Source organism: Actinoplanes sp. NPDC051343 (genome assembly GCF_044455125.1).
In the GTDB taxonomy this organism is placed as follows: Bacteria; Actinomycetota; Actinomycetes; order Mycobacteriales; family Micromonosporaceae; genus Actinoplanes.
The window spans coordinates 488,001-503,644 of record NZ_JBITEL010000004.1; the positions used below are offsets into that span (position 1 = coordinate 488,001).

The window sequence follows — 15,644 nt, forward strand, 5'->3', positions numbered from 1 at the left end:
CGATGGGAGCGTCATGCCGACTCGTAGGGCGTCGCTCGCCTTCGGCGGGTGGATGTGCCTGCTCGGTCTGGTGTTCCTTCTGGTGCCGGCCGCCCACGTTCCGGTGCGGGCAGCCGCCGGGGTCTCGGCCGCGGTGGCGATCGCGGCCGGCCTGCGCCGCAACCGGCCCGACGACCGGATCGGCTGGCACCTGCTGATGGTCGCGGTCATGCTGTCCGCGCTCGGCACCGCCGCGTTCAGTGCGCCGCGCTGGACGACCGACGCGATGCCCGAGCTGGGCCTGTTCGGGACGGTCCTCATGATCGCCGCCTACGGGCTGCTCGCGGCCGTGCTTCTGATCTTCATCCGGCGGCGTACGGGCGGCGCCCGGGACCGGGCCGCGCTGCTCGACGCCCTCACCGTGACCTCCGGTGTCACCCTCCTAGCCTGGACGTTCGTGCTCGGGCCGCGCCTTCAGGACGGCGGGACCCTGCACGGCAGCATGCTGGCCGCGATCGCGTTCCCGGTCGGCGACCTGCTCTGCCTGGGCGTGCTCACCCGGCTGCTGACCGCGGCCGGCCGCAAGCCCGTGTCGGCCGGCCTGCTCGGCGCCGGCCTGGTCGCCATGCTGATCGCCGACGTCGGCTACGAACTGATGCTGCTCAGCGGCGGCACGATCGCACTGGCCGGCCTGGGACGCCTCGCGCTCGACGCCGCGGCCGGCCTGGCCGCCCTGCACCCGTCGATGAACGAGCTCAGCCGGCCGATGCCCGCCCCGCCGATCGAGACGAGCCGGGCCCGCCTGGTGCTGCTCGGGTGCGCCTCGATGATCGCGCCGGCGATTCTGCTGGCGAAGATGTACAGCGAGCCGTCGCGTACGGTCGTGGCCGGCCTCAGCGCCCTGACCTTCCTGCTCGTGCTCGCCCGGATGGCCGACATCATGAGCAACCACCGCCTGGCCCTGGCCCGCGAGCGGGCCCTGCGCGAGGCGTCGGCCGCGCTGGTCTCGGCGTCCGACGCCGAGCAGGTGATCGTCGCGGTGCGGACCGCCGTCGGCGACCTGCTGCCGGGCGACGTGCCGCACGGGGTGGTGCTCGGGCTGGCCATCGCCGAGCCGCCCTCGGCCGAGGCGGCCGCGCAGGCCGCGGCGGACCGGCAGGCCGGCACCGCCGCCCGGCTGGTGCCGACCCGCGACATCGACTGGGCGGTCGGCGTACGCCTGAGCCACTTCCACATGGCCCTGCGCTGCCCGCTGGTGCTCCGCGACCGTCCGACCGGCGACCCGCTGGTCGGTGTGCTGCATGTGGGCGCTCCGACCTGGGCGCTGCCCGGGCTGCAACGCTCGATCGAGGTGCTGGCCGGGCAGGCCGCGCTGGCCCTCGAGCGGATCGGCCTCAATCAGGAGGTGGTCCGGCGCAACAGCGAGGTCTATTTCCGGACGCTGGTGCAGAACACGTCCGACGTCATTCTGATCGTGGACGAGGCCAACCGGATCCGCTATGCGAGCCCGTCGGCCCGCGCTGTCTTCGGCGCCGACCCGACCAATTTCGGCCTGACCCAGGTGATCATGCCGGAAGATCATCGGCGACTGCTGGAAGCGATGCGCGCCGCCCGCGAAGGGCGCCAGATATCCCACGAGGACTTCCGCGCCATCAACGAACTCCTCCTCGAGATGGACTGCCGGGACCTGCGCGCCGAACGTACGGTGGCCGGCCTGGTCGTCACCCTGCGCGACGTCACCGAGCGCCGCCGCCTCGAGCGCGAGCTCACCCACCAGGCCTTCCACGACGCCCTGACCGGCCTGGCCAACCGGGTCCTGTTCGCCGACCGGCTGCAGCACGCGCTGGCCCGCGCCGCCCGGGACGGCTCGGTCGTCGGCGTCCTCTTCATCGACCTCGACGACTTCAAAGTCGTCAACGACACCCTGGGGCACGCGGTCGGCGACCAACTGCTGATCGCAGTCGCCGAGCGGATCAGCGGCGCCCTGCGGGCCGACGACACCGCGGCCCGCCTCGGCGGCGACGAGTTCGCCTGCCTGATCGAGAACGTCTGGGACCCCGACGGGGTCGAGGACACCGCCCAGCGCATTTTGACCGCGCTGGCCGAACCGGTGCCGGTCGACGGCGGTCAGAAAAGCCTGTACGCCGTGGCCAGCATCGGCATCACGACCACCCCCGAGGCGGACACCGCCGACGAGCTGCTGCGCCAGGCCGACCTCGCGCTGTACGTGGCCAAGGGCGCCGGCAAGAACCAGTGGCGCCGCTACCAGAAGCACCTTCACGAAGCGATGGTGCAGCGGCTGGAACTGCGGTCGGCGCTCGACCACGCGGTCAACGAGGGCCACTTCCTGCTGCAGTACCAGCCGATCGTCGACCTCACCAACGACGAGCCGGTCGGGTTCGAGGCCCTCGTGCGCTGGCACCACCCGACCCAGGGCATCATCGCCCCGGCCGAGTTCATCGAGGTCGCCGAGGAGAGCGGGCTGATCGTGCCGATCGGCCGCTGGGTGCTCGACCAGGCCCTGCACACCCTCGCCCAGTGGCGGCGGGTGCTGCCACGGGTCCGCCAGCCGTACGTCAGCGTCAACGTGTCGGTCCGCCAGTTCCGCGAGTCCGGCTTCGTCGAGCAGGTGCTGCACTCCCTGGAGCACGCCGGGGTGCCACCGCACGCGCTGATGCTGGAGATCACCGAGACGCTGCTGGTCGGCGACCACGAGACGATCTGGCAGGACCTGGCGGCGCTGCGCGAGAACGGCGTACGAGTGGCGATCGACGACTTCGGCACCGGCTACTCGTCGCTCGGCTACCTGCGGCAGCGCCCGATCGACGTGGTGAAGATCGACAAGATGTTCATCGACGGCATGGTCGAGAGCGAGCAGCAGCTGGCGCTCGTCGGCGGCATCATCAGTCTGGCCCAGTCGCAGGGGCTCACGGTGATCGCCGAGGGCATCGAGGACCCGGAACACCGCGATTTGCTGGCCCGGCTCGGCTGCCCCCTCGGCCAGGGCTTCCTCTTCTCGAGCCCGGTCGACGGCACGGCCGCGATCGGCCAGATGACCAGCTTGCTGGCCGCTTAGTTTCCACTAAGTTCACTGGAATGACATTCACCATTACCCGGCGGCTCGGCATCACCGCGGTCGCCGCTCTCGCGGTGGCCGCGCTCGGCGGCGCCGGCGTTGGTTACGCAGCGTCATCGGCGACCACCCCGCAGCCGGCGATCAAGACCATCACCCCGCGGTCCGAGAAGGACGTCACCAACATCGACGTTCTGCGCCAGCAGCTGCGCAACTATTACGGCGACGCGCTGGGCACCGGCCAGTTCGGCGCCGACAGCAACTATGCCCGCGAGGCCCGGAGCGTCGCCTTCTCCGGCGCGCGGTTCTTGCAGGGCGCCCGCGCGGACCACCACAAGACCAAGGCGATCATCCTCGACGTCGACGACACCACGCTCGCGACCTGGAACTACGAGGTCTTCAGCAACTGGGCGTACAACCCGGCGACGAACGCCGACTACGTCAACAACCAGCGCTTCCCGGCCGTACCGGGCATGGTCTCGATGGTGACCACCGCCGAGCGCGAGGGCTACGCGATCTTCTATCTCACCGGCCGCCCCACCTCGCAGGAGCCGGCCACCCTCGGCAACCTGACCGCCGACCAGATCGGTGTCGACGCAGGCTATCCCAAGCCGACCACCCTGCGTGACGGCGAGGACGGCCTCTTCACCAAGCCCGACGTCGCCGTCTACCCCGACTACCTCAAGCAGGCCTGCGCCGCCGACCCCGCCGGCAAATGCACGACGATTCACTACAAGTCGGCCACCCGCGCCCACATCGAATCCTTGGGATACGACATCGTCGGCAACTTCGGCGACCAATACAGCGACCTCAAGGGCGGCTTCGCCGACAAGACCTTCAAGCTGCCCAACCCGAATTACTTCCTGCCATAAGACAAAAACCCTTTTTGTACGGGCCGTCCGTCCGAACCATCCCGACGGCCGGACCTCACTGCAACGCCGGGCCGTAGACCAGCTGCGGCCCGGCGTCAGGGAAAGGCGAGCCGGTAACGAACCGCCAGGCTCCGGACCACCGCCGCCACTTTCTCGCGCAGCTCGGCCGGCGCCATCACCTCGACATCGGTGCCCAGCCGTAGGATGTCCGCCGCCGCGTGGTCGACCGACTCGATCGGAATGACGATCTCGAGCTGTTCCGGGTCGGGCCGGGGTGTCGCGGTCTGCCGGGCGGCCTCGGCCACGGCCGGATCGGCGGTGTAGGGCAGCAGTTCGAACGCCGACCGGCTGATGCGCAGCGTCGCCGTCCCGGTGTGGCGGCGCCCGGCCAGCCCGATCAGGTAGGAGTCCCAGAAGGCGCCCAGCCGGAAATCGGCGGCCCGGTCGAAGGTCTCGCCGGACGTGTCCAGGCGCCGGATGCGATCCACCCGGTAGGTGCGCATCCCGGCCCGGTGCTCGGCGACCAGGTACCAGTGACCGGCCTTCAGCACCAACCCGTACGGCCGCACCGTGCGCGTCACCTCGTGCGGCTCCGCCCAGCGCAGATAGCGGATCCGCACCACGTTGCGGTGCCGGATCGCGTCGGCCGCGGCGGCGAGGGCCGGGGTGCGGGTGGCCTCGTGGTACCAGGCCGGGACGTCGACGAGGAACCGGTCGTCGAACTCGGCCGCGGCCTGGCGCAGGGGCGGCGGCAGCGCGGCCACCATCTTAATCCAGGCCGCGCGGGCTTCCGGTTCCAGCCCGAGGTCGGCGGCCGCGCGGGGCAGCGCGGCCAGCCCCAGCGAGCCGGCCTCGCCCGGTGTGAGCCCGGTCAGCCGGGTGCGGAAGCCGTCCAGCAACCGGTAGCCGCCGCCGTGGCCGGCTTCGCCGTAGACCGGGATGCCCGCCGCGCCGAGCGCCTCCACATCGCGGTAGATCGTGCGCGGTGACACCTCCAGCGCGGCGGCCAGGTCGTCGGCGCTCATCCGGCCGCGCACCTGGAGGAGCAGCAGGATCGAGATCAGGCGGCTGGCGCGCACCGTCTGATTCTCGCGCACCTTCACTGCCATCGGTTGTCAGGGAAGCCGATCTACCGTCCGGGCATGACTGAACAACTCATCGAGCGCTACGTCCGCGTCTGGAACCTCCCGTCCGACGACGAGCGCCGGGCCGAGGTCGAGCGGATCTGGGCCCCGGGCGCGGTCCAGTACACCCCGGAGAACCGGCACGACGACCTCTATCGGCGGGTCACCGACGCCTACCGAGAGCTCGTGGCCGACGGCAAATACCGCTTCGTCCCCACCGGCACCGCCCACGCCCACCACGACAGCGTTCTGTTCACCGTCGACATGCTCGCCACCGATACGGGCGAGTCGACCTGGCGCGGCGAGATCTTCCTGCTCCTCGACGCCGACGGTCGCGTCCGCCTCGACTACCAGTACAACCTGACGTGACCTGACCGCGTACCTCTAAGCAGCCTTCAGCAGCACCTTGATGTGGTCGCCGGAGGCGGCCTCAGCGAAGCCGGTGGCGGCCTCGCCGAGAGGCCGCACCGACGTGATGATGTCGTCGATGACGACCTGGCCCGTGGAGAGCAGGCGGATGGCCTCGGTGAAGTCGTCGGGGAGGTAGGTGGCGCTGCCCTGGATGCGTAGTTGCGCGTCCTGGATCGCCGGGAGCGGGATCGTGACCGGGGCCGGGGGAACGCCGACCACGACGACCGTCCCGGCCTTCATGACCATCGCCAGGGCCTGGTCCATCGTGGACTGCTCGGCCACGCAGTCGAAGACGACGTCGGCGCTTTCGCCCAGCGCGTGGCGCACCTGGTCGGCCGCGTCCTCCAGGGAGGCGTCGACCACCGACGAGGCGCCGAACCGCAGCGCGCGGTCGCGGCTCCGGGCCGACCGCGCGGTCATCACCACCCGCGAAGCGCCGTAGGCCCGCGCGACCAGGAGCGTGAGCAGGCCGATCGTGCCCGCGCCGAGGATCGCCACCGTGCGGCCGGTGACCCCGCCGGCCAGGCCGATCGCGTGGACCGGCGTGCCCAGCGGCTCGATCATCGCGGCCTGTTCCCACGACAGGTCGTCGGGCACGACGTGGAGGCGGCGCCGGTCGACCGTGAAGAACCCGGCCATCGCGCCCTGGTCGTGGGCGCAGCCGAAGAAGCGGAGGCGCTCGCAGACGTTCTGCCGGCCGGCCAGGCACTGCTTGCACTCCCAGCAGGGGAGGAACGGCTCCAGCACGACCCGCTCGCCGGTCGCCTCGAGCACGCCGGCGACCTCGTGGCCCGGAAGGTAGGGCAGGTCGATGAACGGGTGCCGGCCGGCGAGCGCGTGCGTGTCCGAGCCACAGATGCCGGCCAGGACGGTGCGCACCAGAACCTCGCCCGGGCCGGGCGACGGGGCTTCCGCCGAGACGACCGAAACACCCGACGGACCGGCCACCACACGCTGCATGATCACGGGAGGAAGCCTAGCCGCCGGGCCGCCACAACGGTCTCCATGCGGCCGTGCGTGCCCAACTTGCGCATCGTGTTGCGCAGGTAACTCTTGACGGTTTCGGGCAGCAGGCCGAGCCGCCGGGCCGCCTCGGCGTTGCCGCAGCCGACCGCGACCATGGCGAGCACGTCGAGTTCGCGCGGGGAGAGCGGATTTACCGACGGTGGCGGAGCCGCCCCGGCCAGTCGGCCGGAGATCTCCTGCAGGCGGATGCGCAGGCCGGGGTCGTGGGTTTCGGCCGCGAGCGTACGCAGTTCCGCATGGGCCAACCGCACGTTCTCCCACTCCCCGGCGGTGGAATGCCGCGGGGAGCGGGCCGCGGCGGTCTCCAGTTCGGCGAGGCGGCGCGCGACTTCCCGGCGCACGGTCAGTTCGGTGCCGAGCCGCAGTGCGACCTGGCTCATGGCGTCGAGCGCCCGCGTGCCGACCGCGAGTGGCTCGCGGGTGCCCGCATAGAGCACGGCCAGCACCGACCCGCCCATCGCCACCGGCACCGCCGCGATCGCGCGCAGCCCCTCGGTGATGACCGGCGCATCGTATTCGTGGCTGATCCGTGGGTCGGCCGCGTAGTCCTCGACCCGGCCCGGCCGCGCGGTCGTCAGGACCCGTCCACCGAGCCCGCTGCCCGCGCTCACCACCAGCCCGTTCAGGGCGAGCGTGGTCGTGCCGGCGAAGTCGGTCAGCCGCGTCGACCGGCCGTCGGCCGACGCCAGGCCGCCGAACGCGACCGGCAGCCCGGAGACCCGGCGGACCCGTTCGAGAGCTGTTTCGAGCACGGTGCCAGCATGGCACCCCCGAACGGGGGTAGCCAGGCTCGATCGGCCGGTCCATGCTGCGCAAATGCAGCCCTCGTACGCCTCCGGCGTTTCCGATCTGCCCCTGCTCGGCGAGACGATCGGGGAAAACCTCGAACGCACCGTGGCCCGCTTCGGCGATCGGGAGGCGCTGGTCGACGTCGCGGCCGGGCGCCGGTGGACGTACGCGGAGTTCGACGCCGACGTGAACCGGCTGGCCCGGGGTCTGCTCGCCCGGGGCATCGAGAAGGGTGACCGGGTCGGCATCTGGGCGCCGAACTGCGCCGAGTGGGTGATCACGCAGTACGCGACGGCCCGGATCGGGGCGATTCTGGTCAACGTGAATCCGGCGTACCGGACGCACGAGCTCGACTACGTGGTCCGGCAGTCCGGAATGAGGCTGCTGGTCAGCGCGGTGTCGTTCAAGACCAGCGACTACCGCGGAATGATCTCCTCGGTCGGTCTCTCCGAGGCCGTCTTCATCGGGACCGGGAGCTTTGCCGAGTTGTTCGTCGACGGGGACAATTCGAGCATTGACGAGAGAAAAGCCACGCTCGCCTTCGACGACCCGATCAACATTCAATACACGTCGGGCACCACCGGGTTTCCCAAGGGCGCGACCCTCTCGCACCACAACATTCTCAACAACGGCTACTTCGTCGGCGAACTGGTCAACTACACCGAGCAGGACCGGGTGTGCCTGCCGGTGCCGCTCTACCACTGCTTCGGCATGGTCATGGGCAACCTCGGCGCCACCACGCACGGTGCCTGCATCGTGCTGCCGGCGCCGGGCTTCGACCCGGCGGCCACCCTCCAGGCCGTCGCCACCGAGCGCATCACCTCGCTGTACGGCGTACCGACCATGTTCATCGCCGAACTCGGCCTCGCCGACTTCGCCGACTACGACCTGTCCAGCCTCCGCACCGGCATCATGGCCGGCTCGCCCTGCCCGGTCGAGGTGATGAAGCGGGTCGTCGCCGAGATGAACATGTCCGAGGTCGCGATCTGCTACGGCATGACCGAGACCTCCCCGGTGTCGACCATGACCCGGCCGGACGACAAACTGGCCCGCCGCACCGAGACGGTCGGCCGGGTGATGCCGCACCTGGAGTCGAAGGTGGTCGACCCGGCGACCGGTCTGGTCGTGCCGCGCGGGGAGGCGGGCGAACTGTGCACCCGGGGCTACTCGGTGATGCTCGGCTACTGGGAGCAGCCGGAGGCGACGGCCGAGGCGATCGACGCCGCCCGCTGGATGCACACCGGCGACCTGGCGACGATGGACTCCGACGGCTACCTCAACATCGTCGGGCGGATCAAGGACCTGGTCATTCGTGGCGGAGAGAACGTCTATCCGCGCGAGGTCGAGGAGTTCCTCTACACGCATCCGGACATCGCCGACGTGCAGGTGATCGGCGTACCGGACGCACAGTACGGCGAGGAGCTGATGGCCTGGATCGTTCTTCGCGCCGGGGCCGAGCCGCTCTCGGCCGGCGACGTTCGCGAGTTCTGCACCGGCCGGCTCGCCCACTACAAGATCCCGCGGTACGTCCACATCGTCGACGGCTTCCCGATGACCGTCACCGGCAAGGTCCGCAAGGTCGAGATGCGCCAGGCGGCGGTCGGCATCCTCGGGCTGGAGGGCGCCGCCTCGATCCGCAACGCCTGAGCAACCCCATCGGTGGGGTTCGTGCCCGGTGATCGCGGAGCGCGGATAGGGTGGTCCGGTGAAAAATCCGAGCTATCGGCCGGTGCCGGCGCAGGTCGACCTGCCCGCCCTCGACCACGAGGTGCTGCACTTCTGGCACGCCAACAGCGTCTTCGCCCGCAGTCTCGAGCAGACCGAGGGCCGGCCGGCGTGGATTTTCTACGAGGGGCCGCCGACCGCCAACGGCATGCCCGGCACCCACCACATCGAGAGCCGCGTCTTCAAGGACGTCTTCCCGCGCTACAAGACGATGAAGGGCTTCCACGTCGCCCGCAAAGCCGGGTGGGACTGCCACGGCCTGCCGGTCGAGCTCGCGGTCGAAAAGGAGCTGGGCTTCACCGGCAAGCAGGACATCGAGGCGTACGGGATCGCCGAGTTCAACGCCAAGTGCCGCGAATCGGTCACCCGGCACACCGACGCGTTCGCCGCGCTGACCGAGCGCATGGGCTACTGGGTCGACATGGACGACGCCTACCGCACCATGGACCCCGACTACATCGAGTCGGTGTGGTGGTCGCTCAAGCAGATCTTCGACCAGGGCCTGCTGGTGGAAGACTTCCGCGTGGCGCCCTGGTGCCCGCGCGACCAGACCGCCCTCTCCGACCATGAGCTGGCTCAGGGCTACGAGAACGACATCGACCCGTCGGTCTACGTGCGCTTCCCGCTGACCTCGGGCCCGCTGGCCGGCGACGCTTCGCTGCTCGTCTGGACGACCACGCCGTGGACGCTGGTGTCCAACACGGCGGTGGCCGTCAACCCGTCGGTCACCTATGTCGTGGTGACCGACGGTCACGAGAAGCTGCTCGTCGCCGAACAGCTGATCCCCGACGGCTTCACGCCGACCGGGGAGTCGTTCACCGGGCGCGAGATGGAGCGCTGGACCTATCAGCGCCCGTTCGACCTGGTCGAGGTGCCCGACGCGCACTACGTCGTGCTTGCCGACTACGTGACCACCGAGAGCGGCACCGGCCTGGTCCACCAGTCACCGGCGTTCGGCGCCGACGACCTTGCGACCTGCCGGGCGTACGGGCTGCCGATGGTCAACCCGGTGCGGCCCGACGGCACGTTCGAGCCCGAGGTCCCGCTGGTCGGCGGGGTGTTCTTCAAGACCGCCGACGCCGCACTCGTCGACGACCTGCGCCGGCGGGGTCTGCTCTTCCGCGAGATGGCGTACGAGCACAGCTACCCGCACTGCTGGCGCTGCCACACGCCGCTGATCTACTACGCGCAGCCGTCGTGGTACGTGCGCACGACCGCGATCCGCGAGAAGCTCCTGCGGGAGAACGAGCGCACCAACTGGCAGCCGTCGAACATCAAGTACGGGCGCTACGGCGACTGGCTCGACAACAACGTCGACTGGGCGCTGTCGCGGTCGCGCTACTGGGGCACGCCGCTGCCGATCTGGCGCTGCCCCTCGTCGCACCTGACCTGCATCGACTCGCTGGCCTCACTCTCCTCGCTGACCGGCCGCGACCTGAAGCACCTCGATCCGCACCGGCCCTTCATCGACGAGATCACCTTCGCGTGCCCGGAGTGCGGCGACACGGCCACCCGGGTGCCCGACGTGATCGACGCCTGGTACGACTCGGGCTCGATGCCGTTCGCCCAGTTCGGCTACCCGTACAAGAACCGGGAGCTGTTCGAGAGCAGCTACCCGGCCCAGTTCATCTCCGAGGCGATCGACCAGACCCGCGGCTGGTTCTACACGCTGATGGCGGTCGGCACCCTCGTCTTCGACCGCTCGGCCTACGAAAACGTGGTCTGCCTGGGGCACATCGTGGCCGAGGACGGCCGCAAGATGTCCAAGCACCTCGGCAACATCCTCGAACCGATGCCGCTGCTCGAACGGCACGGCGCCGACGCGGTCCGCTGGTTCATGGCCGCGGTCGGTTCGCCCTGGTCGTCCCGGCGGGTCGGGCACAACACGCTTCAGGAGGTCGTGCGAAAGACGCTGCTGACCTACTGGAACACGGCTGCTTTTCAGGCGCTCTACGGGCGTACGGCCGACTGGTCGCCGTCGGCGACCGACCCCGCCCCGGCCGACCGCCCGGTTCTCGACCGCTGGCTGCTCTCCGAACTGCACACTCTCGTGCGCGCGGTCGACGCGGCGATGGAGGCCTTCGACACCCACGAGGCGGGCAAGCTGCTCGCGGCCTTCGTCGACGACCTCTCCAACTGGTACGTCCGGCGCAGCCGCCGCCGCTTCTGGCGCGGCGACCCGGCCGCCCTGGCCACCCTGCACGAGACGCTCCGCACGGTCACGCTGCTGCTGGCCCCGCTCACCCCGTTCGTGACCGAGCGGGTCTGGCAGGACATGGTCGTCGCCGTCGACCCGGCCGCCGCCTCGTCGGTACACCTGGCCTCCTATCCCGAGGTCGATCTCACTCTCATCGACGACGGTCTGGGCCGCCAGATGGCGCTCGCCCGGCGGCTCGTCGAGCTGGGCCGCACCGCCCGCGCCGAGTCCGGTGTCAAGACCCGGCAGCCGCTGTCCAGCGCGCTCGCGTCGGCCCAGGGCTTCGACCAGCTCGGCCCCGAGCTGATCGCCGAGATCGCGTCCGAGCTCAACGTGGGCACGGTCCAGCCGATGGCACAGTCCCTGGTGGACGCCTCGGCCAAGGCCAACTTCCGCGCGCTCGGCAAGCGTTTCGGCAAGCGGGTGCAGGAGGTCGCGGCCGCGATCGCGGCCGCTGATGCCGCTTCGCTCAAGAGTGCGCTGGCATCCGGCGACGCTTCGCTGGTGGTGGGGGACGAGACGATCTCGTTGAGCGCCGACGAGGTCTTCATCACCGAGACCCCGCGCGAGGGCTGGGCGGTCGCCTCCGAGTCCGGCGCGTCGGTCGCGCTGGACCTGCGCCTCACCCCGGAGCTGAAGCGGGCCGGCCTGGCCCGCGACGCGATCCGCCTGATCCAGGAGGCCCGCAAGGCCAGCGGGCTCGAGGTCTCCGACCGCATCGAGCTGCGCTACGCGGCGGACCGCGAGGACACCGCCGGAGCCCTGTCCGAGCACCGCGACCTGATCGCCGACGAGGTGCTGGCCACGACGTTCGGCCCGGGCGAGCCGACCTGGGACGCCAAGCCCCACGAGGAGCCCGACCTGGGCCTCACCTTCTGGATCCGCACCGCCTGACCCGGTGCTCGAGCCGGGCCGCGCGGCCCGGCTCGAGCACCGCCGACGTCACCGGGGCTGCTGCGCCGCGGCGACCGGCGACTCGAGCCAGACCCGGATGGAGTCCGCCGGCGACCCGGGCCGGTCCCACCGGTCAGCGGCGGTAGACGGTGATCGAGTAGCCGACCTCGTCGATCGGCGTGCTGGAGTCGATCAGCATCTTGAGCTGCCCGCCGGCGAGGGCCACCCGCGAGTCGGAGACGACCAGCAGCCCGTGCACCTCCTGGTTGGACGCGCTCAGCGGATCGCGCCCGTGAATGCCGTAATATTCCGGAACTCCGCTGCCCTTGTAGACGAGCCACACCGGCTGCCCCGGATAACGGTCCCGCAGCCGCGTCGCCAGCCGTGCCAGATCCTGTCCCCAGTCCACGTTGGCGTCGTGCAGCCGGAGATGGGTCTTCGCCGGGCCGCCGAACGCCTCGTTGGAATAGGGCAGAAAATACGGAAAAACCCGGGCGGAACTCACGGCCGCGAACACCACCAACGCCAGCGTCGGCCACAGCACCATTTTCCGTACGCGGGCGCCCCGCCCCCCAACCGCATCCGGGGCCGCCCCCGCCTGTTCCCTCGGCGCGTCGCCGGCCGGATCGCCCACCGGCGCCGGCCGCCGGATGGTCAACAGCGTCGACGCGGCCACGGTCATGAACATCGGCATGAAGATGACGTACCGGGTGCCGAAATCGCGCGCCCCCGTCATCGCCACCAGGAACAGCACCAGCGACGGCAGCAGCGTGTACAAGGCGGCCACCCGCAACGACCGGCGCACCAGCATCGTCACCGCCCCGGCCGCCCACAGGGCCAGCAACCCCAGCGGCGTCTTGATCAGCAGTGCGACCGGCAGGTAGTACCAGAGCCGCCCGTGGTAGGCGTGCCCGAGCAGGAACCCGTTGAAGCTGGACGACTCGAACTGGAACTGGATCAGTACCCCGTCGCGGTAGGGCGCCGGGAACGGCAGCAGGTCGACGGCCAGCCCGCGCAGGCCGCCCGGGTTGGTCACCCCGGCCGGTGTGGACCACCGCAGCGACGGGTCGACCGCCAGATAGACCGCCCACACCACGGCCACCGCGAGCGCGCCGACCCCGATTGCCGCGAGCGCCCGGATCCACCAGCGGCGGCGCACCGCGAGAAACGACAAGATCAGGACCAGGGGTACGACCGGGAGTGCGCTCGCCCGGGTCGCCAGTGCCGCCCCCAGCGCCACCCCGGCCAGCGGCAGATAGACGCCGGGCCGCGTTCGGGCCCGCCACAGCATCCAGAAGCTGGTCAGCATCAGCCCAGCCGTCGGCACGTCGAGCGTCGCCAGCGACCCGTGCGCCAGCACGTCCGGGTCGAAGGCGTAGAGGACCAACGCCATCAGCCCCGCCCACGGGCCGGCCAGGTCGCGCGCGAATCCCAGCACCACCAACCCGAACAGGAGGGTCAACACGATCATCGGGATGCGCGCGTCGAGCATCAGCCGGTAGGGGTTGTTGCCGCTCTCGTACAGCAGGTGACGCCCGAGCAGGGTCTGGTTCTGGTTGTACGCCGGGTCGAGGGCGGGTGAGGAGAAGACCAGACCGGACGCCATCGCCAGCTTGCCGAGCGGCGGGTGTTCCGGGTTGTAGCGAAGGCTGTGCTGCTGCTCGTAGACGACCGCGGCGCCGACGTAGACCGGCTCGTCGATCGTCGGCGACTGCTGCACCGCCTCGGTGACCATGGCGAACGCCATCCAGCCGAGCAGCGCAGCAACGGCCAGGAGATAACTCAGGCGTCGCGGCACCGCGCAAATCTAGCCGGTGAATTCTCCGGGCGGTGTGGCGGTGGAGTCGGCGTGCTTCTCCCGTTCGGCCGCGCGCAACTCCACCCGGCGGATCTTGCCCGACACCGTTTTCGGGAGATCGGCGAATTCGAGGCGGCGGATCCGCGCGTACGGGGGCATGTGTTCCTTCGCGAAAGCGAAGATCGCCTCCGCGGTCGCGCCGTCCGGCGAAAAGCCGGCGGCGAGCACGATGTAGGCCTTCGGCACGGCCAGGCGAACCGGGTCGGGCGACGGCACCACCGCGGCCTCGACCACCGCCTCGTGCTCGATCAGCACGCTTTCCAGCTCGAACGGCGAGATCCGGTAGTCGGACGCCTTGAACACGTCGTCGGTGCGCCCGACGTACGTGATGTAGCCGTCGGCGTCCCGGGAAGCGACGTCCCCGGTGTGGTAGTAGCCGCCGGCCATCCGCTCAGCGGTCAGGGCGGCGTCTCCGTGGTAACCGACCATCAGCCCCAGTGGCCGAGGGTCGAGTGCCACGCAGATCTCGCCCTCGTCGGCCGGCGAACCGGTCAGCGGGTCGATCAGCTCGATCGAGTAGCCGGGCACCGGCCGGCCCATCGAGCCCGGCTTGACCGGCTGGCCGGGGGTGTTGGCGATCTGCACGGTCGTCTCGGTCTGGCCGAAGCCGTCGCGGATCATCACGCCCCACGCCTTGTGGACCACCTCGATGACCTCGGGGTTGAGGGGTTCCCCGGCCCCGACGACCAGCCGCGGCGGGGTGCGCAGCGCCGACAGGTCGGACTGGATCAGCATGCGCCACACGGTCGGCGGCGCGCAGAAGCTGGTGACCCCGCAGCGCTGCATCTCGCCCAGCAGGCGGCCGGCGTCGAACCGGGCGTAGTTGTAGATGAACACGCACGCCTCGGCGTTCCAGGGCGCGAAGACGTTGCTCCAGGCGTGCTTGGCCCAGCCGGGCGAGGAGATGTTGAGGTGCACGTCGCCCGGTTCGAGACCGATCCAGTACATGGTCGAGATGTGCCCGGCCGGATAGGACGCGTGGGTGTGCTCGACCAGCTTGGGACGCGCGGTGGTGCCGGACGTGAAGTAGAGCAGCAGCGTGTCGCTCGCCTTGGTCACGCCGTCCGGCTCGAACGTGCCGTCGCCGAGGTAGGCGTCGTGGAAGCTGAGCCAGCCGTCGACGGGCGTACCGACCGCGATCCGGGTGATGCCGTCCTCAGCGAATTTGCCGGCCGCCGCCGACGTCGCGATCACGTGTCCGGCGCCTCCGCGGGCCACCCGGTCGGCCGCATCGGCCGGGCCGAGCAGGGGAGTGGCCGGAATGAGCACGGCGCCCAGCTTCATCACCGCGAGGATGATGTCCCACAGTTCGACCTGATTGCCGAGCATCAGGACGATGCGATCGCCGCGCTGGACGCCCTGCGCGCGAAGCCACGAGGCGACCTGGTTGGACCGGTGCGCCATCTCGGCGAACGAGAACCGCTGCTCCGACCCGTCTTCCTCGACGATCCAGAGGGCCGGCCGGTCGTTGCCCTCGGCGATCACGTCGAACCAGTCGAGCGCCCAGTTGAACTCGTCCAGCTGCGGCCAGCCGAACCGGGCGATCGCCTCCGCGTAGTTTTCGCGGTGGGCGAGCAGGAAGTCGCGGGCCTCGCGGAACGCGGCCGTTCCCTGAGTCATGTGGGTCTCCTCGCCGGGCTTTCCGGACAGCCTTGCGCTGCCCGGGGCCCGGCGCTACCCCCTTCCGGGGGTGAAG

At 70.4% G+C, this 15,644-nt stretch carries 10 protein-coding genes; 5 read left to right on the forward strand and 5 right to left on the reverse strand.

The features are described 5' to 3' along the window. Nucleotides 1–13: 13 nt before the first annotated feature. Nucleotides 14–3,055 (forward strand): EAL domain-containing protein, encoded by a 3,042-nt coding sequence (locus ACIA5C_RS16410; RefSeq protein ID WP_396055215.1) that lies wholly within the window; start codon nucleotides 14–16, stop codon nucleotides 3,053–3,055. 20 nt (nucleotides 3,056–3,075) lie between these two features. After that, nucleotides 3,076–3,924 (forward strand): HAD family acid phosphatase, encoded by an 849-nt coding sequence (locus tag ACIA5C_RS16415; RefSeq protein WP_396055217.1) that lies wholly within the window; start codon nucleotides 3,076–3,078, stop codon nucleotides 3,922–3,924. 95 nt (nucleotides 3,925–4,019) lie between these two features. Here the strand turns inward: ACIA5C_RS16415 and ACIA5C_RS16420 are convergent, their stop codons facing one another. After that, on the reverse strand, nucleotides 4,020–5,033 hold the full coding sequence (locus tag ACIA5C_RS16420) for a helix-turn-helix transcriptional regulator (RefSeq protein ID WP_396055219.1): 1,014 nt from the start codon (nucleotides 5,031–5,033) through the stop codon (nucleotides 4,020–4,022). A gap of 33 nt (nucleotides 5,034–5,066) precedes the next feature. Between ACIA5C_RS16420 and ACIA5C_RS16425 the strand changes: the two genes are divergently transcribed. Further along, the gene (locus ACIA5C_RS16425; protein ID WP_396055221.1) at nucleotides 5,067–5,417 is read left to right on the forward strand and encodes a hypothetical protein; all 351 of its coding nucleotides are present in this window, start codon (nucleotides 5,067–5,069) and stop codon (nucleotides 5,415–5,417) included. Nucleotides 5,418–5,432: 15 nt separating this feature from the next. Here ACIA5C_RS16425 and ACIA5C_RS16430 read toward each other — a convergent pair whose 3' ends face one another. Both ACIA5C_RS16430 and ACIA5C_RS16435 read right to left on the reverse strand, forming a co-directional pair. Then, a complete protein-coding gene (locus ACIA5C_RS16430) occupies nucleotides 5,433–6,419 on the reverse strand; it encodes a zinc-binding dehydrogenase (protein WP_396055635.1) in 987 nt (328 codons plus the stop codon). A 2-nt stretch (nucleotides 6,420–6,421) separates the two neighbouring features. Continuing rightward, nucleotides 6,422–7,237, reverse strand: a complete 816-nt coding sequence (locus tag ACIA5C_RS16435) for a LuxR C-terminal-related transcriptional regulator (RefSeq protein ID WP_396055223.1) — start codon at nucleotides 7,235–7,237, stop codon at nucleotides 6,422–6,424. A gap of 64 nt (nucleotides 7,238–7,301) precedes the next feature. Here ACIA5C_RS16435 and ACIA5C_RS16440 point away from each other — a divergent pair, with 64 nt between their 5' ends. Both ACIA5C_RS16440 and ileS read left to right on the forward strand, forming a co-directional pair. Next, on the forward strand, nucleotides 7,302–8,921 hold the full coding sequence (locus ACIA5C_RS16440) for an AMP-binding protein (RefSeq protein ID WP_396055225.1): 1,620 nt from the start codon (nucleotides 7,302–7,304) through the stop codon (nucleotides 8,919–8,921). Between the two features lie 58 nt (nucleotides 8,922–8,979). Next, nucleotides 8,980–12,090, forward strand: a complete 3,111-nt coding sequence (gene ileS, locus ACIA5C_RS16445) for an isoleucine--tRNA ligase (RefSeq protein WP_396055227.1) — start codon at nucleotides 8,980–8,982, stop codon at nucleotides 12,088–12,090. A 133-nt stretch (nucleotides 12,091–12,223) separates the two neighbouring features. Here the strand turns inward: ileS and ACIA5C_RS16450 are convergent, their stop codons facing one another. Further along, complete coding sequence (locus ACIA5C_RS16450; protein ID WP_396055229.1) at nucleotides 12,224–13,888, reverse strand: ArnT family glycosyltransferase; 1,665 nt, start codon at nucleotides 13,886–13,888, stop codon at nucleotides 12,224–12,226. A gap of 9 nt (nucleotides 13,889–13,897) precedes the next feature. After that, on the reverse strand, nucleotides 13,898–15,568 hold the full coding sequence (locus tag ACIA5C_RS16455) for an AMP-binding protein (RefSeq protein WP_396055231.1): 1,671 nt from the start codon (nucleotides 15,566–15,568) through the stop codon (nucleotides 13,898–13,900). Nucleotides 15,569–15,644 lie beyond the last annotated feature (76 nt).

Coding starts and splice junctions, on each gene's coding strand:
- ACIA5C_RS16410 (WP_396055215.1), top strand. CDS start 14: ATGCCGACTCGTAGGGCGTCGCTCGCCTTCGGCGGGTGGATGTGCCTG.
- ACIA5C_RS16415 (WP_396055217.1), top strand. CDS start 3,076: ATGACATTCACCATTACCCGGCGGCTCGGCATCACCGCGGTCGCCGCT.
- ACIA5C_RS16420 (WP_396055219.1), bottom strand. CDS start 5,033: ATGGCAGTGAAGGTGCGCGAGAATCAGACGGTGCGCGCCAGCCGCCTG.
- ACIA5C_RS16425 (WP_396055221.1), top strand. CDS start 5,067: ATGACTGAACAACTCATCGAGCGCTACGTCCGCGTCTGGAACCTCCCG.
- ACIA5C_RS16430 (WP_396055635.1), bottom strand. CDS start 6,419: ATGCAGCGTGTGGTGGCCGGTCCGTCGGGTGTTTCGGTCGTCTCGGCG.
- ACIA5C_RS16440 (WP_396055225.1), top strand. CDS start 7,302: ATGCAGCCCTCGTACGCCTCCGGCGTTTCCGATCTGCCCCTGCTCGGC.
- ACIA5C_RS16455 (WP_396055231.1), bottom strand. CDS start 15,568: ATGACTCAGGGAACGGCCGCGTTCCGCGAGGCCCGCGACTTCCTGCTC.